The organism is Betaproteobacteria bacterium, assembly GCA_016720065.1.
In the GTDB taxonomy this organism is placed as follows: Bacteria; Pseudomonadota; Gammaproteobacteria; order Burkholderiales; family Rhodocyclaceae; genus SSSZ01.
Window position 1 is genome coordinate 460,001 of record JADJXY010000001.1, and the last position, 21,439, is coordinate 481,439.

Annotated in this window: 24 protein-coding genes and 1 tRNA gene (1 of these 25 only partly in view); 9 read left to right on the plus strand and 16 right to left on the minus strand. The window is 65.1% G+C overall.

Annotated features, from left to right (window positions below; translation table 11 throughout):
• Both IPM73_02195 and IPM73_02200 read right to left on the minus strand, forming a co-directional pair.
• Positions 1–740 carry the 5' portion of a tRNA threonylcarbamoyladenosine dehydratase gene (locus tag IPM73_02195; GenBank protein MBK8916896.1) on the minus strand. The gene continues 16 nt to the left of window position 1, outside the view, so the window shows 740 of its 756 coding nt (coding positions 1–740); its start codon is at positions 738–740; its stop codon lies off the left edge, out of view.
• A complete protein-coding gene (locus IPM73_02200) occupies positions 740–1,843 on the minus strand; it encodes an HD domain-containing protein (protein ID MBK8916897.1) in 1,104 nt (367 codons plus the stop codon). The genes IPM73_02195 and IPM73_02200 overlap by 1 nt, the downstream gene beginning before the upstream one ends.
• Before the next feature lie 200 nt (positions 1,844–2,043).
• Here IPM73_02200 and IPM73_02205 point away from each other — a divergent pair, with 200 nt between their 5' ends.
• From IPM73_02205 to IPM73_02215, 3 genes are all read left to right on the plus strand, one after another.
• A complete protein-coding gene (locus IPM73_02205; GenBank protein MBK8916898.1) occupies positions 2,044–2,973 on the plus strand; it encodes a polyprenyl synthetase family protein in 930 nt (309 codons plus the stop codon).
• 16 nt (positions 2,974–2,989) lie between these two features.
• Positions 2,990–3,066 (plus strand) — tRNA-Pro (locus IPM73_02210).
• 53 nt (positions 3,067–3,119) lie between these two features.
• Positions 3,120–3,590 (plus strand): low molecular weight phosphotyrosine protein phosphatase, encoded by a 471-nt coding sequence (locus IPM73_02215; protein MBK8916899.1) that lies wholly within the window; start codon positions 3,120–3,122, stop codon positions 3,588–3,590.
• 86 nt (positions 3,591–3,676) lie between these two features.
• Here the strand turns inward: IPM73_02215 and IPM73_02220 are convergent, their stop codons facing one another.
• Positions 3,677–4,468 carry an outer membrane lipoprotein-sorting protein gene (locus tag IPM73_02220; GenBank protein MBK8916900.1) on the minus strand — a complete coding sequence of 264 codons (792 nt, stop codon included), beginning with the start codon at positions 4,466–4,468 and terminating at the stop codon, positions 3,677–3,679.
• A 54-nt stretch (positions 4,469–4,522) separates the two neighbouring features.
• On the opposite strand from IPM73_02220, the gene IPM73_02225 reads away from it, so the two are divergent.
• The 3 genes from IPM73_02225 (at position 4,523) to IPM73_02235 (ending at position 7,871) form a co-directional block, all read left to right on the plus strand.
• Positions 4,523–5,275: an ABC transporter ATP-binding protein gene (locus IPM73_02225; GenBank protein ID MBK8916901.1), complete on the plus strand. Its 753-nt coding sequence runs from the start codon at positions 4,523–4,525 to the stop codon at positions 5,273–5,275.
• Between the two features lie 2 nt (positions 5,276–5,277).
• The gene (locus IPM73_02230; GenBank protein ID MBK8916902.1) at positions 5,278–6,672 is read left to right on the plus strand and encodes a hypothetical protein; all 1,395 of its coding nucleotides are present in this window, start codon (positions 5,278–5,280) and stop codon (positions 6,670–6,672) included.
• A 566-nt stretch (positions 6,673–7,238) separates the two neighbouring features.
• Positions 7,239–7,871, plus strand: a complete 633-nt coding sequence (locus tag IPM73_02235; GenBank protein MBK8916903.1) for a PEP-CTERM sorting domain-containing protein — start codon at positions 7,239–7,241, stop codon at positions 7,869–7,871.
• Positions 7,872–8,061: 190 nt separating this feature from the next.
• On the opposite strand, the gene IPM73_02240 is transcribed toward IPM73_02235, so the two are convergent.
• The 5 genes from IPM73_02240 to rplU form a co-directional block, all read right to left on the minus strand.
• Positions 8,062–9,177 (minus strand): glutamate 5-kinase, encoded by a 1,116-nt coding sequence (locus IPM73_02240; GenBank protein ID MBK8916904.1) that lies wholly within the window; start codon positions 9,175–9,177, stop codon positions 8,062–8,064.
• Positions 9,178–9,345: 168 nt separating this feature from the next.
• Positions 9,346–9,636, minus strand: coding sequence for a nucleotidyltransferase family protein (locus IPM73_02245; GenBank protein ID MBK8916905.1), 291 nt, complete (start codon positions 9,634–9,636; stop codon positions 9,346–9,348).
• Entirely contained in the window at positions 9,623–10,717 is a 1,095-nt protein-coding gene (gene obgE, locus IPM73_02250) for a GTPase ObgE (protein ID MBK8916906.1), read from the minus strand. The genes IPM73_02245 and obgE overlap by 14 nt, the downstream gene beginning before the upstream one ends.
• Positions 10,718–10,785: 68 nt before the next feature.
• On the minus strand, positions 10,786–11,049 hold the full coding sequence (gene rpmA, locus IPM73_02255; GenBank protein MBK8916907.1) for a 50S ribosomal protein L27: 264 nt from the start codon (positions 11,047–11,049) through the stop codon (positions 10,786–10,788).
• A 22-nt stretch (positions 11,050–11,071) separates the two neighbouring features.
• Positions 11,072–11,383, minus strand: a complete 312-nt coding sequence (gene rplU, locus IPM73_02260; protein MBK8916908.1) for a 50S ribosomal protein L21 — start codon at positions 11,381–11,383, stop codon at positions 11,072–11,074.
• A 102-nt stretch (positions 11,384–11,485) separates the two neighbouring features.
• Here rplU and IPM73_02265 point away from each other — a divergent pair, with 102 nt between their 5' ends.
• Positions 11,486–11,830, plus strand: coding sequence for an FKBP-type peptidyl-prolyl cis-trans isomerase (locus IPM73_02265; protein ID MBK8916909.1), 345 nt, complete (start codon positions 11,486–11,488; stop codon positions 11,828–11,830).
• A 194-nt stretch (positions 11,831–12,024) separates the two neighbouring features.
• The gene (locus IPM73_02270) at positions 12,025–12,936 is read left to right on the plus strand and encodes a pseudouridine synthase (GenBank protein ID MBK8916910.1); all 912 of its coding nucleotides are present in this window, start codon (positions 12,025–12,027) and stop codon (positions 12,934–12,936) included.
• On the opposite strand, the gene IPM73_02275 is transcribed toward IPM73_02270, so the two are convergent.
• The 8 genes from IPM73_02275 to IPM73_02310 form a co-directional block, all read right to left on the minus strand.
• Positions 12,933–13,937 (minus strand): AI-2E family transporter, encoded by a 1,005-nt coding sequence (locus IPM73_02275; GenBank protein MBK8916911.1) that lies wholly within the window; start codon positions 13,935–13,937, stop codon positions 12,933–12,935. The two genes, IPM73_02270 and IPM73_02275, sit on opposite strands and share 4 nt — an antisense overlap.
• Positions 13,934–14,356 (minus strand): MaoC family dehydratase, encoded by a 423-nt coding sequence (locus IPM73_02280; protein MBK8916912.1) that lies wholly within the window; start codon positions 14,354–14,356, stop codon positions 13,934–13,936. Before IPM73_02280 ends, IPM73_02275 begins: the two co-directional genes overlap by 4 nt.
• 40 nt (positions 14,357–14,396) lie before the next feature.
• Positions 14,397–15,599, minus strand: coding sequence for an ABC transporter permease (locus tag IPM73_02285; GenBank protein MBK8916913.1), 1,203 nt, complete (start codon positions 15,597–15,599; stop codon positions 14,397–14,399).
• Positions 15,599–16,807, minus strand: a complete 1,209-nt coding sequence (locus IPM73_02290; GenBank protein MBK8916914.1) for an ABC transporter permease — start codon at positions 16,805–16,807, stop codon at positions 15,599–15,601. Before IPM73_02290 ends, IPM73_02285 begins: the two co-directional genes overlap by 1 nt.
• A 193-nt stretch (positions 16,808–17,000) precedes the next feature.
• Positions 17,001–17,690, minus strand: coding sequence for an ABC transporter ATP-binding protein (locus IPM73_02295; protein ID MBK8916915.1), 690 nt, complete (start codon positions 17,688–17,690; stop codon positions 17,001–17,003).
• 3 nt (positions 17,691–17,693) lie between these two features.
• Entirely contained in the window at positions 17,694–18,857 is a 1,164-nt protein-coding gene (locus IPM73_02300; GenBank protein ID MBK8916916.1) for an efflux RND transporter periplasmic adaptor subunit, read from the minus strand.
• 1 nt (position 18,858) lies between these two features.
• The gene (locus IPM73_02305; GenBank protein ID MBK8916917.1) at positions 18,859–19,446 is read right to left on the minus strand and encodes a hypothetical protein; all 588 of its coding nucleotides are present in this window, start codon (positions 19,444–19,446) and stop codon (positions 18,859–18,861) included.
• Positions 19,447–19,608: 162 nt separating this feature from the next.
• Positions 19,609–20,775: an MFS transporter gene (locus IPM73_02310; protein MBK8916918.1), complete on the minus strand. Its 1,167-nt coding sequence runs from the start codon at positions 20,773–20,775 to the stop codon at positions 19,609–19,611.
• A gap of 156 nt (positions 20,776–20,931) precedes the next feature.
• Here IPM73_02310 and IPM73_02315 point away from each other — a divergent pair, with 156 nt between their 5' ends.
• A complete protein-coding gene (locus IPM73_02315) occupies positions 20,932–21,378 on the plus strand; it encodes an MEKHLA domain-containing protein (protein ID MBK8916919.1) in 447 nt (148 codons plus the stop codon).
• Positions 21,379–21,439 lie beyond the last annotated feature (61 nt).

The window sequence follows — 21,439 nt, forward strand, 5'->3', positions numbered from 1 at the left end:
TTGATCACGCTGGCGGCGGCTGCAAACCCGAAGGTCGCTGTTACGCAGATGGAGGACCCAAACCCTGCGCAATTGAGTCCTGCACTTCCAGAGGGCGGTGCGCAAGCGGCTGGGGGATTTCGCAGTGGCTCCTCCGAGTAAATCGCATCGACTCCGAAACGTTTTCCCGTCTGGCGCGGGAATCCGTACTGCTTGCGCAACTCAGCGCGAACTCTTGCGAGCAAGGGATCCTGGACGGTACGCGCTAAATCGTCAGCGCGAACACGGGTTGGGTCGATTTGCCCGCCAGCGGCGCCAATGGTCACCAAGTACGTGGTGCGCTGCGCACAGAACGCAATCATGGCGCACTTTGCCTTGACTTGGTCCGTGGCGTCGATGAGGGCGTCAAACGATCGGTCGAGCAGGGCTTCCGCGTTGTCCGGGGAGAGGAAATCGTCCACGGTGTGGACCTGGCACCTGGGGCTGTATTCCCGTATCCGCTCGGCCATCGCCGTGACTTTGGCCTTGCCGAAATTCGAGTCCTGGGCATGGATCTGGCGATTGACGTTGGATTCGGCGACGACATCGAGATCTATCAGTGTAAGTGTTCCAACCCCGCTTCGGGCCAAGGCTTCCGCGGACCACGACCCAACTCCACCGATGCCCACAATAGCAACGTGCGCCTGTCCTAATCGGTGCGCGCCGTCAGCTCCGTAAAGCCTCGCGATACCGCCAAAGCGCCGCTCATCGGCCCCAGACATCAAGCCTCGATCGTCTTCCGGATAACCAGATTGAATGGGGCAATCCACTCAGGGGCGAATTGATTGTCGCAAGCGTTGACCTCGGCGATGGCACGCAAAACCGATCGATTTTTGCCCCGGTGGATATGCTTGAGCATGACGGCTTCGAACGCATCGACGATGGCGAGGATTTTTGCGCCATCGCATATGGCATTACCAGCCAACTGCGCTGGGTAGCCCTTGCCGTCGGGCATTTCATGGTGTTGGGCGATCATCTGGGCGGCAGCCTCCCATCCCGCCATGCGCTGGAGGAGTCCTGCTGCGAATCCCGGGTGGTTGCGCAGCGCGGCGCGATCCTCGTCAGTCATCCTGCCCACTTTGAGCCAAGTGGATTCAGGAAGAAACATCATCCCAAGATCGTGGAGGTAGACCGCGGCCTCAAGCTGTACCGCGTCGACCGTGCTACCGACCGCACGATTGGTTTCAAGCGCCAGACGCAGAATGCGCATCGTACGCCCCTTGAACAGCGGCGAGCGACTCTCGAATTGAAGGGCGAGGGAGCGGAAGAATTGTAGATCGGCCGGGGCGTTCTGCTGCCCCGGGGGAGGCGAAGACTTACGGGGGGGTTTGGTCGAAAGCGTTGCGATCACGGGGGGGAAACCGGTCACCGCCTCTATCAGCTGCCGGCTCAGGTCATCGACTTCTTCATCTAGTGCGACAGCGATGCGCTCCAAACCGTTGACCAAGGGGAGAAGGCGCAAATTCTCGAGAGACTTCCCTGACAAGATGCCGTCAGTGGCCAACTCCAGCCGGTCGACGGATAACAGTACCGCTTCGGCGAGCAGATCAGAGAACTGAATTTCGCCCGAGCGGAAGCGGGCAAGGACCGATTCGATGGGATGGGCAATCGCCACCGCAAGATCAAATTTGCATAGCGAAGCATCGCCTTTGACGTTGTGGACCGCACGGAACAAATCGGCAATCAGTTCCCGATCCTGGGGCGCCTTGCGCAGGCGAGTGACATCCCTTTCAATTTCCGGTGCCCGGTCGGCCAAGGCGTCGGCGAATTCCTCAAGGGCGCCGCGGTCGCTGACGACCGGGGCGATGATGTTTCGCACATCCATCGGTTCAATCTCCCTGCGCTTCGTGTAAGCGTCCAAGTGTAGCCCAAAGCTGCGCCGGAGCAGAGGGCAGGGGAACAAGACACGAAACCAGGAAGGTCGTCGCCTTGACGCTGCTGCGGGCGCCGCCTAACATCTCGCCCTTCTGCATAGCGGCGGCGCAATAGATTTTGGACCAACTCAATGCTCTGATCGGGCCGGACATGCGGGCTGTCGATTCGGTCATCCGGAGCCGACTCCATTCCGACGTCGTTCTCGTTCGTCAAGTAGCTGAATACATCATCGGAAGTGGGGGAAAGCGGCTCAGACCTGCGCTCGTCCTCCTCGCAGCAGGCGCCCTCGGGTATCGGGGGAGCCATCATCACGAACTCGCCGCAGTGGTGGAGTTCATCCACACTGCAACGCTTCTGCATGACGACGTGGTGGATGAGTCTTCGTTGCGGCGTGGGCGGGATACGGCCAACGCCATGTTTGGCAACGCCGCTAGCGTGCTCGTGGGCGATTTCCTCTACTCGCGAGCGTTCCAGATGATGGTTGGTGTTGACGACATGCGGGTGATGCGCGTGCTTTCGGATGCTACCAATGTGATCGCCGAAGGCGAGGTCTTGCAGTTGATGAACTGTCACGATGCCGACGTCGACGAGGAGCGCTACCTGAGAGTGATTCGCTACAAGACCGCCAAGCTTTTCGAGGCGGCGGCTCAGCTCGGGGCTTTGATCGGTGGTGGAGCGCCGGGATGCGTCGAGGAATTCGCGAATTACGGCATGCATCTTGGAACGGCATTCCAACTCGTCGACGATGTGCTGGATTATTCCGGGCAGGAAGTGGATACGGGGAAGCATCTTGGGGATGACCTGGCGGAAGGCAAGCCGACCCTGCCCTTGATCTTCGTTCTGCAGAACGGGAGTTCTCAGCAGGCCGCGTGCGTTCGGCGGGCCATCGAATCGGGCGGGCGGGAAGACTTCCCTGCGGTGCTCGAGGCCATCCGGCTCACCGGTGCTCTCGACCATGCGCGGCGCCGGGCAAGTGAAGAGGCCGCGCTGGCGAGAGGTGCTCTGGCAGAGCTTTCGCCTTCAAAATATCGTGATGCTCTGCTACAATTAACCCTCTTTGCTGTCGAGCGGAACCACTGACCGCCTCGACTGCCCTCGGAGTGTAGCTCAGCCTGGTAGAGCACTGCGTTCGGGACGCAGGGGTCGCATGTTCGAATCATGTCACTCCGACCAAACATTCCCCAGTAGCGACTCCCTCTGGTCCTTCCCGTCCCCGCGGAGTACGAATGTTCAAGATTCTGTTGGTGTGCATGGGCAATATCTGCCGTTCACCCATGGCCGAAGGCGTGCTCAGGGCGCATCTCCAGCGTGCGGGCCTGGGCGCGCGGGTTAGCGTTGCGTCTGCTGGAACCGCGGGGGCTCATGCCGGCGAGGCGCCGGATAACAGAGCCCTGCAGGTGGCCGCCAAGCGAGGCTACGACCTGAGCGGCATCCGGTCAAAGAGGATTCGGCTGGATGATTTCACCCTCTACGACTGCATTCTCGCCATGGATGGAGATAATCTGGAGACCCTGCGTCGCCGTTGCCCGGCGGAACTGCAAGACAAGATTTGCCTCTTCCTCGAATTTTCCCAAGTGGGCTCAGGGGACGTCCCCGACCCCTATTACGGCAATCTCGCGGGTTTCGAACGTGTGCTTGAACTGTGCGAAAGAGGGGCCGAGGGCGTGGTCAAGGAAATGAGGGCCAGGGCGCTCTGAGGAGGAGGGCGCGGCCTTGCGGGGGCTAAGGCGGGCGGTCCCTGAGGCGGAGCCGTGAGGCTGGCGCGGCGTGCAGCGGGTTACGCTTACTCGCCCCCCAGTTTGCTGAGGTACTCCTTGGTAAACATTTTGTCCGGCAGGTCGCGCAGTTTCATGCCGCTGTAATCTAGAACCGACTGCTCGTTGCCGCGCAGGGCATCCTCCATCACCAGCCGCGTGGGGCGCATCTTGCCCTGCATGGTTTCAAATTTCTCATAACGGCATTTTTTTAGCAGGCGGTTGGAGAGAGAGTAGAACTCCGCCTTGAGCGGCCACGAAGATTTCTTGTTAACCCAGTACATGACCTTCTGGTAAGTCACGCCACGATCCACGGCGGTCAGTTCAAGGACGTAATAGTCCTCGTTGCCGATGGATTCGGAGCGCAGCACCTTGGGTTTGTAGTCACCCGCGAAGTTGGCGCGGGCGAGGTCGCCATTGGCCACCTGACCGGTCAGGCGCTGGGCGAGGGAAATCCGCACCGGCTGGGAAACTTCGGGCATGAACACCCACAGGTCGCGGCCCTTCATGAGCAGAATCTGGCCTCGTTCCGAGGCAGGCTCCGTGATCATGACGATGGTGTTTTCGTTGCCCTTGGACAGGATGCGATATTTGCGATTTTCGGCGGGTTTGTCGGTTTGTGTGGTGGAGATGCCGATTTCGACCTGAAATCCCTCGGCGGGAAAGCGCACCTGGTCTGCCTTTTCCACTATACTCCGGGCATAGGCGTCGTCAGGGGCAACCGGGGGCTGCTCTTCCGCAAGCGCAAATGGGGTTGCAAGCAGGGTGGACAGGGTAAAAAGAAGGGCGCCCTTGCGGAACGGGGAACGAATGGAAATCATGCTTTCACCTGTGTCGGTTCGGCGAACCTCGGCTAATGCTGCAAGGATCAGACCATGAGTGTTGTGCGCATAGAGCGTGTGTTCAAGGACTATCTGCTTGGGGAGCAGATCGTCCAGGCGGTCAATGATATAACACTGTCCGTCGAGCCGGGGGTGTTCCTTGCCATCTCGGGGCCTTCGGGGAGCGGCAAGACCTCGCTGCTCAACCTCATCGGCTGTATCGATCGTCCGACCAGCGGGAAGATCTACATCAACGACGAGGACGTCACCGAAAAGAATTCGGATCAACTTGCCGACCTCAGGTCGCGTTCGATCGGCTTCATCTTTCAGACCTTCAATCTCCTTCCCGTGCTGTCCGCTGCCGAAAACGTCGAATATCCCTTGCTGCAGCGCAAGGACTTGACGGCTTCCGACCGCAAGAAGCGGGTCGATTACTTTCTCGATATCGTCGGTCTGTCCAAATACGTGCATCACCGTCCCAACCAGCTGAGCGGCGGGCAGCGGCAGCGGGTCGCCATTGCCCGGGCGCTGGCCATCCAGCCGGCGATCGTTCTTGCCGACGAGCCCACCGCCAACCTGGACAAGGCGACGGGCAAGGAAATCCTGCGTTTGATGAAGCTCATCAACCAGCACCTGGGCACGACCTTCATTTTCTCGACCCACGACCAGAAGGTGGTCGATGTTTCGGACCGTCTGGTCAAAATGGAAGACGGAACCATCAAATCTCTTGGGGTGCGCGACGACGCCAACCAGTGGAAGCTCGTTCGGGTGCGCAACCTTTCGGAAATGGCAGCAGGAGAAAGTTAGGCATGGATCGCATGAAATACGCAGGCGGCGCCCCGGGCGCCGTTGTGAAAAACCTGGGCTGGCAAGGGGCAGCCCTTGCCGTTTTGATGGCCTGCTTCGCTACCATCCCCGCTGCCCACGGGGCCGACGGGCGCGACGCCCTGTTCGAGGACGACGACCCCCTCCCCAAGGCCAAAAGCGAGAAGAAAACCGGAGGCGTCACCGGCTATATCCAACTGGAAGCCGCGCGAACCGTCTCGTCTCCCGACCACTGGTCGAAACTCAGGGCGCGGGGCGAACTCGCCAGCCGGGGCGATCTGGGCGGCGGCATCCGCTACAAGCTCAGTGCCCGGGCCGACTACGACGCGGTCTACGACCTCAACGACTTCTATCCGCAGCCTGTCCGCCACGACCAGCGTTTTGACTTTGCCCTGCGGGAGAATTATCTCGACATCAGCCGCGGCGATTGGGACTTCCGCCTGGGGCGCCAGCACGTCGTATGGGGCGAAATGGTCGGCCTGTTTTTCGCCGACGTTGTTTCCGCGCGGGATCTGCGCGAGTTCATCCTGCCGGAATTCGAAGCCCTGCGCACGCCGCAATGGGCGGCACGAGCCGAATACTACAAGGATGACTTCCACGCTGAATTCCTCTGGGTCCCGGTGGCTACCTACGACAAGATCGGCAAGCCGGGGGCCGAGTTCTATCCCTACCAGCCCGACCTGACCGGGCGGGTCACCTATCTGCACGAAAAGCGGCCCAAGGCGGATTGGGACCACATGAACTACGGCGTTCGCCTGTCTGCGCTCCTAAGCGGCTGGGATCTTTCCGGCTTCGCCTACAGCAGCATGGATGTCCAGCCCACCTTCCACCGCAGCATCAGCCTCACCCCGCCGGTGCCGACGGTGATCTACCAGGCCCGCCACGAACGCATCCGGCAGTTTGGCGGGACCCTGGCCAAGGACATCGACGGCGTGGTGTTCAAGATGGAGGCGGTGCATACCCATGGCCGCAAATACCCGGTGCTGCGCTTTATGGACGCCGACGGTCTGGCCGAGCAGAACACCGTCGATTGGGCGGCGGGCCTGGACTTCACCCTGCCCGCCGACACCCGCTTCAACGTGCAGTTCTTCCAGCGCATCTATACCAATCATGATCGCGACAGCCTGCAGGACCGGGAAGAAAACGGCTACAGCCTGTACCTGAACACCAAGATCATCCCGGCCATCGAATCCCAGGTGACCTATATCGCCAGCCTGAACCGCTCCAGTTGGCTGGCCAGACCGCGGGTGCTGTGGAATTTCCAGAAGAACTGGCGTCTTCTGGTGGGGGCCGACGTCTTCGGCGGCAAGCCCACGGGCTTGTTCGGCCAATACGACGAGCGCGACCGCGTGTATACCGAGGTGCGCTACACCTTCTGAGGATGAGGGGAATTCCGGTAACGGCAGCGTCGGAATTCTTTACACTCCAGCCGGCGTGCATGCGGGGGGTGCTTATTAAGCGATTGTTTTTAAATAAAAACGTATAGCTGGCACGCTGCGTGCTTATTAGTCGGCGTGCTCTCCAGATCAGTTGGAAGGCAAGTAAAAGGTAACAGACTCTTTACTTGGAGATGAAAATGAAAAAAGTTCTTCTGGCTTCCCTGATCGCCGGCGCCCTCGCCTCCGGCCAGGCCAACGCCTTCAACGACATCGTGTTCGACTTCAACGGTGCCGCTGCCGGTGGTCAACAGACCATCAGCTTCTTCGACTGGCTGCCGGGCAATGCCCTGTCCATCGGCGCACTGAGTTCCGGCTCCGGCGTCCCCTTCACCACCGTCTACCAAGCCAAGCTGGGTTCTGCGGTGAAGAACGAAGGCGGCGGTGGTCAGACCGTCTTCTCCCCGCTGGCAGGCACCGAGTTCACCATTCAGGCCAGCATCATCGAAGTGGCGACCGGTCTGGGCGGCAGTTCCGCCAGCTTCACCGTGCTGGGCGGCGTCATCAACATGTTCTACGACACGACGCCCGACGCCAACACCATTACCGGTGGTGGCTACGGTGACGGCACCATGATCCTGAGCGCGACCATCCTCAACGGTACCGGCGCCTTCAACAATGCCACCATCGGCGGCAATACCGAGCTCATCCCGGGTAGCGGTCTTACCCTGTGTTCCTTGGGCGTTCAGACTACCGGTTGCACCCCGACTCTGCTCGACGGCTTCGGTGTCGATAACCAGAGCGGCGTCCTGAGCCACACGGGTAACGGTTCCTCCACCATCAACGCCCACGTCGATAGCCAGGACAGCAACTTCTTCCGCAGCATCCTGACCACCCTGGAAATCGGTCTCAACGACACGACCAACCTGGCTGATCCCTTCGCCCAGACCAACCCGTCCGACGCCGTCGTGGGCGTCACCCCGGTCTACACCAACGTCGGTGGCGTTGCGGTGAACGGCGATGCCGACTGCACCTCCGGCGGCCTGACCGAAGCCGGTGTCGTGGTTGCCCGTTGCGACTTCCACTTCCAGTCCGACGGTTCCACCTCCTTCAACGCTGCTCCGGAACCCGGCGCCCTGGCTCTACTGGGTCTGGGCCTGGTCGGTGTCGCGGCTTCCCGCCGTCGCGCCAAGCAGCAGTAAGGCAGACCACGCAACGCGAAAAAGGGGCTTCGGCCCCTTTTTTGTTGCCTGTGTTTTGCCGTCCGGGGATGTGGGAGGCGATTCCCGATTCCCGGCGTGCTGCGCGCCTCGGCGCCCGCGAGCAAGCGGCCAAGGACTCTCCTCGCCCTCACGAGGGGTAGGAAGAGAAGGGCGGCGGCCCCCGCCCGGTTCAGTTCAGGACGATGAGATTGTTGCGGTGGATGAGTTCGGGCTCATCCACGTAGCCGAGAACGTCTTCGATTTCCTGGCTCGACTTGCGGGCGATGAGGCGGGTTTCGCCGCTGCCGTAGTTGCACAGTCCCCGGGCGATTTCGTGGCCCTCCGGGCTGATGCAGGCGACGGCGGCACCGCGCTCGAAATCGCCTTCGCTGGCCAGCACGCCGATGGGCAGGAGACTCCTGCCGGCGCGCAGGGCGGTGACGGCGCCGGCGTCCAGGAGGAGACGGCCGGCGGTTTGCAGATGATCCGCCAGCCACTGCTTGCGCGCGGCCAGGGGAGGGGTGGCGGAAAGCAGCAGGGTGCCCACCGCCTCACCGGCGGCCAGGCGGACGATGGCGTCGGCTTCGCGGCCGCTGGCTATGGCGGTATGAGCTCCGCTCTTGGCCGCACGTTTGGCGGCGAGCACCTTGGTGATCATGCCGCCCTTGCCGAGGGAACTTCCCGCGCCGCCGGCCATGCCTTCCAGGGACTCGTCCCCCGCCGTGGCCTCGGCGATGAGGGTGGCGCTGGCGTCCCTGCGCGGGTCGGCGGTGTACAGACCCGGCTGGTCGGTGAGGATGATGAGGGCCTCCGCTTCGATGAGGTTGGCCACCAAGGCCCCCAGGGTATCGTTGTCGCCGAACTTGATTTCGTCGGTGACCACGGTGTCGTTCTCGTTGATGATGGGCACGACCCCCAGTTCGAGCAGGGTGGTGAGGGTCGAGCGGGCGTTGAGGTAACGCTTGCGGTCGGCCAGGTCGTCGTGGGTGAGCAGGATCTGCGCGGTAGGCAGGCCGTACTGGCTGAAAGCGCCCTCATAGACCTGAGCCAGACCCATCTGCCCGACGGCGGCGGCGGCCTGGAGCTCGTGTACCGACTTGGGCCGCTTGCTCCAGCCCAGACGCTGCATGCCGCAGGCGATGGCGCCGGAGGAGACGAGGACCACTTCCTTGCCCTGGCGACGCAGGGCGGCGATCTGCCGCGCCCAGTTGTCGATGGCGGCAAGGTCGAGGCCTGCACCGTTGTTGGTGACCAGGGCGGAGCCGACCTTGACGACCAGGCGGCGGACGGTTGCGAGACGGGTCATGGAAATGGGGTGAAGCCAAACTGACGCGAAGGTGCAGCCAGGGTCATAGGAACCGCATCCTGTGTCTTTTGATCCGAAAAAAAACCTCTCGCCCTGGTTCGGTATACACCTGAATGCGGTGAATGAGTTCGCGGGCGTGGTAGAGCAGCAATTCGCGGCGATCGTCGCTCATAGCGGCCGAGCGTCGCGCAGGACGCGGTCGCGAATCAGCGGGTGGAGTCCTCCCTCGGTTACGACGTCAGCCGGCCGATGAAGAAGGGACTCCAGATCGAGCTTGAAGCCGATCAGGTCCATGAGGGAACGCTCCGGCTGCATGTGGATCAGGAAGTCGATATCGCTGTCGCCGCGATCGTCACCCCGGGCGACCGAGCCAAAAACGCGAACCGCCTCGGCACCGTGGGAGGCTGCCATGGCCAGGATGGTGTCGCGCTGCGCCAGGAGTTGGTCAAAGGTCGCCATCGACGTCCTTGTCGGTTGGGGAAGCGGGTTCAGATTCTAGCGTAGCCAACGGCGGCGGGGCGATCTGCTGCAGCAACTCCTGGACGGCGTAGATCAGGGGCCTGGTGCCATCGCCGCTGATGGCGCTGATGGGAAAAACGGGGCAGTCGTAGCCGGAGGCTTTCTTGTAGGCCTTGAGGAAAGCCTTGATCGCTTTTTCACGCGCCTCCTCGGGAATGAGGTCGAGCTTGTTGAGAACCAGCCAGCGGGGTTTGGCCGCCAGTTCCGGGTCGTGCTTGGCCAGTTCCCCCACGATGGCGACGGCGTCATGGACCGGATCGGCTTCCGGGTCCATGGGGGCCAAGTCCACCAGGTGCAGCAGCAGGCGGGTGCGCTGCAGGTGCTTCAGGAAGCGAATACCCAGGCCGGCCCCGTCGGCAGCGCCCTCGATGAGGCCCGGCACGTCGGCGACGACGAAGCTCTTGTTGGCATCGACCCGCACCACGCCCAGGTTGGGGTGCAGGGTCGTGAAGGGATAGTCCGCCACCTTGGGCCGGGCGGCGGAAATGGCGCGGATCAGGGTGCTCTTGCCCGCGTTGGGCAGGCCCAGCAGGCCCACGTCGGCCAGCACCCGCAGTTCCAGGGCCAGTTCGAATTCCTCACCGGCCTCGCCCTTGGTGCATTTGCGCGGCGAGCGGTTGGTGCTCGACTTGAAGTGGATGTTGCCCAGGCCGCCCTTGCCGCCTTTGGCGAGCAGCACCTTTTTGTCGTGGTGATCCAGGTCGGCCAGGATCTCCTCGCTGTCGAGAACCTTGATGACCGTCCCCACCGGCACGCGCAGGGTGATGTCTTCACCGCCCGCGCCGTAGCAATCGGAACCGCGGCCGTTCTCCCCGCGCTGGGCAAGGAATTTTCGCGTGTAGCGGTAATCGACCAAGGTGTTGATGTTGCGGTCGGCGATGACGTAGATGCTGCCGCCGCGGCCGCCGTCGCCGCCATCCGGCCCGCCCATGGGGATGTACTTTTCGCGGCGGAAGGTGGCCACGCCATTGCCGCCGTCACCGGCTTTGACGTAGATCTTGGCTTCGTCGATGAATTTCATGGAGATTGCGCCAAAAAAACAAAGGCCCTATCCGGCGGATAGGGCCCCTTGATTCCTGCCGGACCGATTTATTCGGTGGCTGGGACGATGTTGACCGTGCGCCGCTTGGCCTCGCCCTTGATGGTGAACTGAACGGTGCCGTCCTTCAGCGCGAAGAGGGTGTGATCCTTGCCGCAGCCGACATTTTCGCCAGGGTGGAACTCCGTGCCGCGTTGGCGGACGATGATGTTGCCGGCGAGGACGAATTGGCCGCCGTAGCGCTTGACGCCCAGGCGTTTGGATTCTGAATCGCGACCGTTGCGGGAACTGCCGCCTGCCTTTTTGTGTGCCATTTGAGTACTCCTTGCTCTCTACTTAGGCGGCGATCGTTTCGATGCGCAGCTCGGTGTAGTTCTGGCGATGCCCCTGGTGCTTCTGGTAGTGCTTGCGACGGCGCATCTTGAAGATCTTGACCTTGTCGTGGCGGCCGTGGGAAACCACGGTCGCTTTGACGGAAGCCCCAGCGACGAGGGGGGCGCCGACCTTCACCGACTCGCCTTCGCCTACCATGAGGACTTGGTCGAGGGTGACTTCTGCGCCAACTTCTGCCGGTATCTGTTCTACTTTGAGTTTTTGGCCGGCGGACACGCGATACTGCTTGCCCCCGGTTTTTACGACCGCATACATGTTGGACTCCGAAACGTGTTGCAAAGAACCGCGCATTCTACACAATTTCTCAGGCGAGTCAAAGCCTTGTGCTAGACTTGCCGCCTTTTCGAAGGAATCCCCATGGCTGAAATCACGACCTCCTCCGGCCTGGTCATCGACGACCTGACGGTGGGCACCGGGCTTGAAGCGAGCGCCGGCCAATACGTTTTCGTGCATTACACCGGCTGGCTCACCGATGGCTCCAAGTTCGATTCCAGTCGTGACCGGCGCCAGCCCTTTGCCTTCCACCTCGGTCGTGGCCAGGTGATCGGCGGCTGGGACGAGGGCGTGCAGGGCATGAAGGTGGGCGGTAGTCGCCGCCTGACCATTCCGCCCAATCTGGGTTACGGCGCGGCCGGTGCCGGCGGCGTCATTCCTCCCAACGCCACCCTGGTCTTCGAAGTCGAATTGCTCGACGTACGATGAGCGAGCCCGGGGGCGACGGTCGCAAGCCGCCGCGGGCGGTGAAGCCTGCGGAGGATCCCTGGGCGCGCTGGCGCCGGGACGATTCAGGGACGGGCGCTCCGGAGTCGGCCAAGCCATTCGGAGCGGCCAAGGTGTCCGGAGTGGCCAAGGTGTCCGGAGCGGCCGGCCGGCCCGTCCGCGAAGGCCGGTCGGGCCTGGAGGGGGCGGAGGGGCGTCCTGTCGGAAAAAAACCGGCGCTCGCGCCATCCCCCTGGAAAGAGGCTCCTGCCGCCCGTCCGAAGCGCAGTGAGGGGCCCGCGCCCAGGCCTGCGCCGGGGCAATCGTCCCCGCCGCGTGACGTGCAGATCATTCCCCCCGCCGTCCCAGGGGAGCGGCCCCGGGAAGGCGTGCGCCTTTCCAAGATCATGGCCGAGCGGGGCCTGTGTTCGCGCCGCGAGGCCGACGCCTGGATCGAGCGGGGCTGGGTCTTCGTCGATGGCCAGCGCACAGCCGAACTGGGCACCCGCATCGACCCCCAAGCCGAGATCAGCGTTTCCCGCGAGGCGCAGAAGGACCAGGCCAAACAGGTCACCATCCTGCTCAACAAGCCGGTCGGATACGTTTCCGGCCAGCCGGAACCCGGCTGCACGCCAGCGGTGACACTCATCGATGCCGACAGCCAGGTGCGTACCCAGGGCGACCCGGAGTTCAAACCCTGGATGTTGCGCGGCCTGGCTCCTGCCGGGCGGCTCGATTCCGATTCCAGCGGCCTCCTGGTCTTTACCCAGGATGGGCGGGTGGCCAAGCTCCTCATCGGCGAAGACGGCAAGGTGGAGAAGGAATACCTGGTGCGGGTTTCCGGCCAGATGGTGGCCAATGGCCTCAGTCTCCTGAAGCATGGACTGGAACTGGATGGCAAGGCCCTCAAGCCCGCCCGCGTCAAGCAATTGAACGAGGACCAGTTGCACTTCATCCTGCAGGAGGGCAAAAAGCGCCAGATTCGCCGCATGTGCGAACTGGTGGGCCTCAAGGTGACCGGTCTGAAGCGGGTGCGCATCGGCCGGGTCATGCTGGGCGACCTGCCCCCCGGGAAATGGCGCTTCCTGCACGAGGGCGAGAGGTTCTAAACAAGCCCCCGGTCCGAGAGTTCGCCTTTCAGGTAGGCGTAATAGATCGGTGCAGCGACCACGCCGGGGATGCCGAAGATCGATTCCATCAGCAGCATGGCCACCAGCAGTTCCCAGGCGGTGGCCCCCACCCCGGCGCCGACGATGCGGGCGTTGAGGAAGTACTCCAGCTTGTGGATCACGACGAGAAAGGCGAGTGAGGCTCCGGCGGCTTCGAGGGAGACCGAGAGGCTGACCACCACGATCACGACGTTCGAGACCAGATTCCCGAGCACAGGGATCAAGCCGGCGACGAAGGTGACGGCGATGAGGGTCTTGGTCAGGGGGAGATGAATCCCCAGCAGCGGCAGGATCAGGGCGAGATAAATCCCGGTGAACAGGGTATTGACCGCCGAAATCTTGACCTGGGCAAAGACGATCTGGCGAAAGGCATCGGCGAAACGACGCATGCGTTCGCTCAGGGCCGTGGCGAGGGGGGCGAGATCGGCGGCGGCGCAGGCCTCCCGCAGGGCAGCCATGGCCCCGATGACCATGCCGATGAGGATGTGGGCGAAGGCATGCCCGGCCTCCTTGCCCAGGGTCTGCAGTTCGGCCGCGTGATCGCGCAGCCAGTGGCCGAGGGCCTCGCGGATTTCGTCGGTGCTGCCTGGCAGTCGGTCCGCCAGCCAGGCGGGCAGGCGATCCCGCGCGCCTTCGATAATTTCTGCCATCTTGGCCAGCAGCACGGTCAGGCTGCCCTGGTCCGAGCGGAAGAAAGCGAGGGCGCCGATCAGCGCCGCGCCTACAGCGAGCACGACGATCACCGCGAAGAGCAGCAAGGCCAGGGTCTTGCGGCGCTCCCCCAGACCGTTGGGCAGGCGCGCCGCCAGGCGATGCACGAGTTCGAAGACCAGGAGCCCCGCCAGCAGGGCCGGAAGCAGGTGCAGGAGCAGCGCACCCAGGAGGGCAGTCGCGGCGAAGATCCAGGCGGCGACTTGGTGGCGGTCGACGGGGGCGGTCACGGACGGGGGGCCTTGGCGGGCATCATGGTCGCTTCGCCCTCGATGACCACGCGGTCTCCCACGGTGCAGACGGTATCCAGCACCACCCGGTTGCGCTCCGGATAGACCTCGCGCACCGTCGCCGTGGCCCTGACCGTGTCCCCCGGCCGGACCGGGGATTTGAAGCGCAGGCTTTGGGCCACGTAGATGCAGCCGGGGCCGGGCAGGCGCGTGCCCAGAACGGCGGAGATGAGGCTGGCGGTCAGCATGCCGTGGGCGATGCGGCCACCGAATTGCGTGCTCTTGCCAAACTCCTCGTCGAGATGGGCGGGGTTCACATCGGTGGAAATGCCCGCGTAGAGGACGATGTCCGCTTCGGTGATGGTTTTGGCGAGACTGTCGGTCATTCCCGGGACAAGGTCGGCGACGGTGTAGATCATGGCAACTCCTGGCAGGTGGAGGGGAAGGGGGAAGGGCGGGTTACTGGGTGCGCAGGGCTTCTACCGGGTCGAGCAGGGCTGCGCGGCGGGCGGGGAGAACGCCGGCCAGCAGGCCGATAGCCGCTGCGGCGACTTCCGCCGCGATGACGAAGGCCAAGGGCGTATGGACGGGGAGCGCGGGGACGGCCAGATGGATCGCCTGAGCCAGGCCGACGCCAAGGATCAGGCCGAAGAGCCCTCCCAGGGCGGAAAGCGCCACCGCCTCGCCGAGAAAGAGGGCGAGGATGGAGCGCCGCGGCGCTCCCAGGGCCACCAGCAGGCCGATCTCGCCGGTGCGCTCGCTGACGGCGATGGTCATGATGGTGACGATGCCGACCCCACCCACCAGCAGCGAAATCCCGCCCAGGGCACCGACGGCCAGGGTCAGCACGTCGAGGATGTTGGAGAGGGTTTTCAGCATCTCCTCCTGGGTGACGATGGTGAAATCCTCGCGGCTGTGGCGGGCGATCAGGCGCTCCTTGATGGCGCTGGCGACCATGGCCGAGGGCACGCCTTCGGCGGCGGAGACGTTGATCTCGTCCACGCCTTCCCGGTTGAACAACTCCTGGGCGCGGCCGGCGGGGATGAAGGCGCTGTCGTCCAGGTCGATGCCGAGGAACTGGCCCTTGGATTCCATGATGCCGATGATGCGGAAGTGCAGGCCGCCGATGCGCAGGCGCTGGCCAAGGGGGTTCTCGCTGCCGAACAACTCGTTCTTCAGCTTGGGGCCGAGGACCACGAAGGCCCGGGCACCGGCGTCGCCGTCCTCCGCAGGCAGGAACTGGCCGCTTCGCACGCGGGCCTTGAAGACTGCCGGCATTTGGGCGTTGACCCCATAGATCAAGGTGCGCCGGGTGCGGCCGTTGCCCTCCACCTCGGCGTTGCCCCGGGCGTTGGGGGTGACGGCGACGATGTGAGGCAGCCGCTCCAGGGCCCGGGCATCGTCCAGGGTCAGGGGGCGGGCGCTGGAAGGCAGGCCCGAGGGTGTTCCCCCGGTCTTGGTCTTGCCTGGCACGATGGTGATGTTGTTGGTGCCGAACTGGGTGAATTCGCCCAGGACGAAGCGATGGATGCCCTCGCCGATGGACGTGAGCAGGATCACCGCGGCAATGCCCACGGCGATGCCCAGGAGCGTGAGGAAGCTCCTGAGGCGCTGGGCGGTGATGGCGCGCAGGGCGAGGCGGAGGGCGTCGGAAAAGAGCATCAATGCTTCATCAAAGCCTGCACCGGGTCCATCCGTGCCGCCCGGCGGGCCGGCATGACGCCGAAGATGAGGCCGGTGGCAAGCGCCGTGCCGAGGCCGGCGATGACTGCCCAATCGGGCGGGTAGGCGGGAAAGACCGGAAAGGCAAGGCGGATGCCAAAGGCGCCGAGTTGGCCCAATCCGTAACCGACGCCGGCCCCCACGGTAGAGAGCATGGCCGCCTCGGTGAGAAACACGGCGCGGATGGTGCGGCCCGGGGCGCCCAGGGCCTTGAGCAGCCCGATTTCGCCCGTACGCTGGGTGACGGCCACCAGCATGACGTTCATCACCAGGATGCCGGCCACGGCGAGGCTGATGGCGGCGATGCCGGCGACGCCCAGGGTGAGCGCGCCGAGGAGCTTGTCGAAGGTGGCCAGCACGGCGTCCTGGGTGATGACCGTGACGTCCTCCTCGCCCTGGTGGCGGGCCTTGAGGATGGCCAGCACCTGGTCCCGGGCGGCGGGGATGGCCTCCCGGCTCTTGGCCTCCACCAGGATGCGGAACAGGGTGTTGGAATTGAACATGGCCTGGGCCAGGGCCACGGGGACGATGATGAGCTGATCGGTATCCATCCCCAGGCCGGTGCCGGCGGACTTGAGCACTCCCACCACCCGCACCCGGCGGTCGCCGACACGCACCAGTTGGCCGACGGCCGGGGTGGCGCCAAAGACTTCCTCGCGGATCTTGGCGCCGATCACCACCACGGGGGCGCCGCGGTTCCAGTCTTCCTCGGGCAGGAAGCTTCCCTGGGCGAGTTCGAAATTGCGCACGGCGAGAAGCTCAGCCGTGGAGCCGGCGACCATGCCTTCCCGCAGCTTGCCGCCGAAACTCAGCTCGGACGTTCCCACCGTCAGCGGCGCCAGGCGCTTGACCGCCGGGGCGCGCAGCAGGGCGGCGGCGTCGTCCACCGTGAGGTCCCGCGGCGTGCTGGTGATGGCGGTGGCGGGATTGAAGCCGCCGGTGCCGGTCTTGCCCGGCAGCACGATGACCAGATTGGTGCCCAGGGAAGAAAACTGCCCCACCACGTAGCGCCGTGCCCCGTCCCCCAGGGCGGTGAGGACCACCACGGCGGCGACGCCGATGGACATGGCCAGCACCGAGAGGCCGGTGCGCAATGGGGTGCCGACGGCCGCGTCGCGGGCGAAGCGCAGGATATCGGCGGTGCGCATGGTGCGATCCCCTAAATCCGCGGCAGCGTGCTGGCCGTTCGCCCTGAGCCTGTCGAAGGGCGGGATGCTCCGGGCTTCGACAGGCCTGTTCTGCGCAATGTCGAAGTGAACGGAGGCGGGGCAGCCGGAAATCTCCGGCCAAGGGGCCGGCCACAGCGGCTCGCTCCGAATGGAGGAGGGGGCAGGCCCACCGTCACGGCGCCGGCCCCGCACTATCCTGCTTCAAGCGCCCATCTTCCATCACCAGTTGCCGCCGGGCGCGGGCGCCCAGGGTGGGGTCGTGGGTGACCACGATCAGGGTGACGCCGCGGCCGTTGAGTTCTTCCAGGAGGTGCACCACCTCGTCGCCGGTGTGGCGGTCCAGGTTGCCGGTGGGCTCGTCGGCCAGCAGCAGGGCGGGCTCCATGATGGTGGCGCGGGCGATGGCCACCCGCTGGCGCTGGCCGCCGGAAAGCTGGTCCGGGCGGTGGTCGGCCCGGTTCTCCAGGCCGAAATCCTTGAGTGCCCGATTCACCCGTTCAGCCCGCTCCTTGGGGGGGATGCCGGCCAGGGTCATGGGCAGGGCGATGTTTTCGGCGGCGGTGAGCCGCGGCACCAGATGAAAGCTCTGGAAGACGAAGCCGATGCGCCGGCTGCGCACCCGGGCCTGCTCTTCCGGCGACAGGGTGGTGACGTCCCGCCCCTCCAGGCGGTAGAGGCCGGCATCGGGGCGATCCAGCAGGCCCAGCAGGTTCAGCAGCGTCGATTTGCCGGAACCGGAGGGGCCCATCACCGCGACGTACTCCCCGGCGTCGATGGCCAGGTCGAGTTGGGCCAGGGCATGGACCTCGCTGTCCCCCAGCTGGAAGACGCGCTCGATGCCGGCAAGCTCGATGAGGGGCATGTCCTACTTGGAGGCCTTGGCCTTGTCGTCCGGTACGACGTGGGCGCCGGCCTTGACGCCTTCCTTTTCCAGGGAGGTGACGATGCGCTCGCCCGCCTGGAGGCCCTCGGCGATCTCGGTGTATTCCCAGTTGGCGAGGCCGGGCTTGACCGTGCGCTCGTCGAGTTTTTCCGTCTCCGGGTTATAGACCAGCACCCGGTTGCCTTCGAGGAGGGCGGCGGTGGGGATGCGCAGCACCTTGTCGCGCACGGCGAGCAGGATTTCCACGTCGGCGCTGTAGCCCACCAGCAGCTTGCCGGCGGTTTCCGGCTGGGCGAAATCGACCTCGATATCCACCGTCCGCGCCTGTTTTTCCACGGCGGAGACGTAGGGCGCCACCCGCCGCACCGTGCCCGGGATCACCTGCCTGGGCAGGGCGTCGAGGCTGATGCGCACCGGTTGGCCGGGCTTGATCTTGGGGGCGTCCACCTCGTCCATGGGGGCGGTGACGTAGAGGCAGGTATCGTCGATGAGGTCGATGGCCGGCGGCGTCGGCACGCCGGGGGGCGAGGGGGTGGAATACTCGCCCAGTTCGCCGACGATCTTGGCGACGATACCGTCGAAGGGGGCGTAGAGGGCGGTACGCCCCTGCTCGACCCGGGTGGCCCGGAATTTGGCCTGGGCCGAGGCGACGTCGGCCTTGGCGGTGTTGCAGGAGGCCCGCCTGGCCTCGGCCTCGGTGCGGGCGGCTTCTTCCTTGCCCACCGAGACGAAGCCCTGGGCCCGCAGGCGGGCCTGGCGTTCGGCCTCGCGCTCGGCGTTGGCGGCGACGACGCAGGCTTCGGCCACCCGTTTTTCCGACGCAGCGATCTGGGTCTGGGCCAGGGCAGCCTGGGCCTGCTGGTCGTCGTTCCACAGCTTCATGAGGAGCTGGCCCTTTTTGACCCTGTCTCCTTCCTTGACCCCCAGGAACTCGATGCGCCCGCCCTGGATGGTCGAAAGCTTGGTGCGCTGGCAGGCATCCACGGTGCCGGCCCGGGTGTTGGCGAGGGTGGATTCCACGGCACCGGTCGCCACTTCCTTCAGCACCACGGGGATGGGTTTGGGCCGGGTGCCCCACCAGATGAGGGCGGCAAGCACTGCGATGAGCGTGGCAAAGAGGGCGAAGCGGCGCAGGATGACCGTCATTTCAAGCGAATCCAGGCAGGAAACCGGTGCGCGGATAGCCCCAGATGGGCTCGAGGGCGCCCTGGAACAGGGCCTCGATGACGGGGGGTTCCTGCCAGGGCTCGTCCATGAAGGTGAGGCCGATTTCCTCCACCGTACGGCCGGACCAGTAGTGGTCGGCGACTTCGTCGAGGGCGGCGAGGGACAGGCTGTGGGGCAGGCGCAGGTAGTCCAGCCAGCTGGCGTCGTGGAAGGAGCAGATGTAAGGCCCCTTGGTCCGCGCCCCGACCAGATCCTTGCCGAACACCCGGTCCGGGTGCTTGGTGCGGAAGGTCATGGCGTCGGTGCGGGTGGCGAAGAGGAGCAGGGCGTGCAGGCGGCTGGGGAAATGGTTGTAGCGCCGCTGGCGGAAGTATTCCAGATGGTATTCGGCGAAGTAGTTCTGCACCGTTACCAACTGGCTGCCGGGGGTCGGCTCGCCGCCCTCGGGCGCCGCCAGGGTGGCGCCGAAGGGGCTGCCCTTGAGGATGTCCCAGCCCGGCAGGTCGGCGCCGGGGTCGAGCCAGGCGGCGAGCTCCAGCGTCGCGGTGTCCTTGATCAGGTTGTCCATGGGCTGCCGGGGAAGGGGAATGTGTCATTTTCGCCCATCGGGGGGAATTGACCAAACGGGAAGAGCGGTGGCCTCTGTGCCGGCCCCTCGTGCATGCCTTGGATGAGGGCAGGGAAGGTGCCCCGTGGGGCGTGCCGAACAGCGCTGAACCGATCTGGCGCCCTACCGGCCGCGGCGCCACAGGGGGTAGAGCCCCACAAGTCCGAGAAGCGGGCCGGGCAGCAAGAGCCAGGCGATGCTCATGCCCCAGGTTTCCACCCAGCGGGTGCCCAGGGCGATGGAAATCATGGTGATGGCGAAGCCCAGGGAATTCTGGATGGCCAGGGCGCTGCCGACGATTTCCGCCGGGCAGGCGCGGGCAGACAGCGCCGAAAAGTGGGGGGAATCGGCCACCACGCTGGCCCCCCAGACCAGCAACAGGGTCAGCCGCGCCCAGGCGGGCCAGGGGCCGGACAAGGGAAAGAGGGCGCAGCACAGGGCGGAAATGCCGAGGGCCGCGGCCGCCACCCGGGCGCTGCCGACGCGCTGGCTCCAGAGGCCCCCGGCGATACAGCCCAGGGCTCCGATGCCGATGACGGCAAAGGCGCCGGCGGAGAGGGCGGGGCTGCCCGGAGCGCTCAGGCCGGCCAGGACGATGAGCCCCGGCACCAGGGTCCAGAAGGCGTACAACTCCCACTGGTGGCCGAAGTAACCCAGGGCGGAAGCCCGGAAATCCCGGCGCGCGAAGGCGAGGAACACCCGTCCCAGGCGCAGGGGGGGCGCATCGTGACGGCGCTTGAGGTGGGGGCCGTCGCCCAGGCGGAGGATGAGCACGGCCGCCGCCAGGGCCAGGCCGCTGGCGACCAGCAGAGGGGTTTGCCAGGCCCAATCCGTCCCGGCAAAGCGCACCCCGTGGGGCAGGGCCGTACCCAGGGTCAACATGCCCACCAGTTGAGCCAGGGCGGCACCGGCCCGCTCTGGCACCCAACTCACCACCAGCTTCATGCCCAGGGGGTAAACCCCGGCCAGGCAGAGGCCCACCGCAAAGCGCAGGGGAACACCGCTGCTCAGGCTGTCGGCGAAGAGGGCGAAGGCGCCGTTGCACCCTGCCCCCAGCACGGCGCAGACGGCGAAGATGCGGCTCGCCGCGTAGCGGTCGGCCAGGCCGGTGATGGCGAAACCCAGGGTACCCAGGATGAAACCGAGCTGGACGGCGTTGGTCAGCGTGCCGATGTCCGCCGCCCCGATGCCCCAGGCCCGCACCAGCTCGTCCGCCGCGCTGTTGGCGGAAAACCAGAGGGAGGTGCCGAAAAGCTGGGCGACGACGATGGCGAGGACCGGATGGCGCATGGCGGAGAGCATAGGGGCAATCTTGTGGCGGCCCAAGGGGGCCTTCTTCCTGGGCGACGGGTGCTCGGCCGCAGGAAAGTTCGACCCCTCGGGTGCTTCGGCATCCTCTTCCCAGGTTTTGAGCATCGCAGGTGCGCGCCGGTATCATGGCGGCCCATGAACCCGCCCGACCATCCCCGCCTGCCACTCCTGGCGGAAAGCTATCGGCGCCTCACCGGCAGGCTCCTGGTGCCCTCGGGGGCAGACCTCCCGCGGGCGCTGTGGGAGGCGCCGCGGGTCATCGTCGCCCATGGCAGCGAGCCGGACCCGGTCTTCTTCTACGGCAACCGGCTGGCCGTGGAGGTCTTTGCCCTGGATTTCGCCGCCTTCACCCGACTTCCCTCGCGCTATTCGGCGGAACCCCTGGCCCGGGAGGAGCGGGCGCGCCTTCTGGAGCGGGTGCGGTGCGAGGGCTACATCGACGACTACGCCGGGGTGCGCATCACCGCCGACGGCCGCCGCTTCGCCATCGCCGGGGCGACGGTGTGGAACCTGATCGACGGTGACGGGACGCTGCACGGGCAGGCCGCGTGTTTCGTGCCCCCGCAAAATTACGTCATATAGAATCCTGCCGCAGGATTGCCGGGTACGGCGCGACGCCCGTATGCAAGAAACGCCGCCCTTT

Bases quoted from the DNA above. Each gene is read 5' to 3' on its own strand.
- IPM73_02215 (MBK8916899.1), top strand. From the start codon at position 3,120: ATGTTCAAGATTCTGTTGGTGTGCATGGGCAATATCTGCCGTTCACCC.
- IPM73_02295 (MBK8916915.1), bottom strand. From the start codon at position 17,690: ATGCCCCTCATCGAGCTTGCCGGCATCGAGCGCGTCTTCCAGCTGGGG.
- IPM73_02315 (MBK8916919.1), top strand. From the start codon at position 20,932: ATGAACCCGCCCGACCATCCCCGCCTGCCACTCCTGGCGGAAAGCTAT.
- IPM73_02280 (MBK8916912.1), bottom strand. From the start codon at position 14,356: ATGATCTACACCGTCGCCGACCTTGTCCCGGGAATGACCGACAGTCTC.
- IPM73_02225 (MBK8916901.1), top strand. From the start codon at position 4,523: ATGAGTGTTGTGCGCATAGAGCGTGTGTTCAAGGACTATCTGCTTGGG.
- IPM73_02245 (MBK8916905.1), bottom strand. From the start codon at position 9,636: ATGGCGACCTTTGACCAACTCCTGGCGCAGCGCGACACCATCCTGGCC.
- IPM73_02305 (MBK8916917.1), bottom strand. From the start codon at position 19,446: ATGGACAACCTGATCAAGGACACCGCGACGCTGGAGCTCGCCGCCTGG.
- IPM73_02310 (MBK8916918.1), bottom strand. From the start codon at position 20,775: ATGCGCCATCCGGTCCTCGCCATCGTCGTCGCCCAGCTTTTCGGCACC.
- IPM73_02240 (MBK8916904.1), bottom strand. From the start codon at position 9,177: ATGACCCGTCTCGCAACCGTCCGCCGCCTGGTCGTCAAGGTCGGCTCC.
- IPM73_02200 (MBK8916897.1), bottom strand. From the start codon at position 1,843: ATGGATGTGCGAAACATCATCGCCCCGGTCGTCAGCGACCGCGGCGCC.
- IPM73_02285 (MBK8916913.1), bottom strand. From the start codon at position 15,599: ATGCTCTTTTCCGACGCCCTCCGCCTCGCCCTGCGCGCCATCACCGCC.
- IPM73_02235 (MBK8916903.1), top strand. From the start codon at position 7,239: ATGTTCTACGACACGACGCCCGACGCCAACACCATTACCGGTGGTGGC.
- rpmA (MBK8916907.1), bottom strand. From the start codon at position 11,049: ATGGCACACAAAAAGGCAGGCGGCAGTTCCCGCAACGGTCGCGATTCA.
- IPM73_02290 (MBK8916914.1), bottom strand. From the start codon at position 16,807: ATGCGCACCGCCGATATCCTGCGCTTCGCCCGCGACGCGGCCGTCGGC.
- IPM73_02230 (MBK8916902.1), top strand. From the start codon at position 5,278: ATGGATCGCATGAAATACGCAGGCGGCGCCCCGGGCGCCGTTGTGAAA.
- IPM73_02205 (MBK8916898.1), top strand. From the start codon at position 2,044: ATGCGGGCTGTCGATTCGGTCATCCGGAGCCGACTCCATTCCGACGTC.
- IPM73_02220 (MBK8916900.1), bottom strand. From the start codon at position 4,468: ATGATTTCCATTCGTTCCCCGTTCCGCAAGGGCGCCCTTCTTTTTACC.
- IPM73_02300 (MBK8916916.1), bottom strand. From the start codon at position 18,857: ATGACGGTCATCCTGCGCCGCTTCGCCCTCTTTGCCACGCTCATCGCA.
- IPM73_02265 (MBK8916909.1), top strand. From the start codon at position 11,486: ATGGCTGAAATCACGACCTCCTCCGGCCTGGTCATCGACGACCTGACG.
- obgE (MBK8916906.1), bottom strand. From the start codon at position 10,717: ATGAAATTCATCGACGAAGCCAAGATCTACGTCAAAGCCGGTGACGGC.
- rplU (MBK8916908.1), bottom strand. From the start codon at position 11,383: ATGTATGCGGTCGTAAAAACCGGGGGCAAGCAGTATCGCGTGTCCGCC.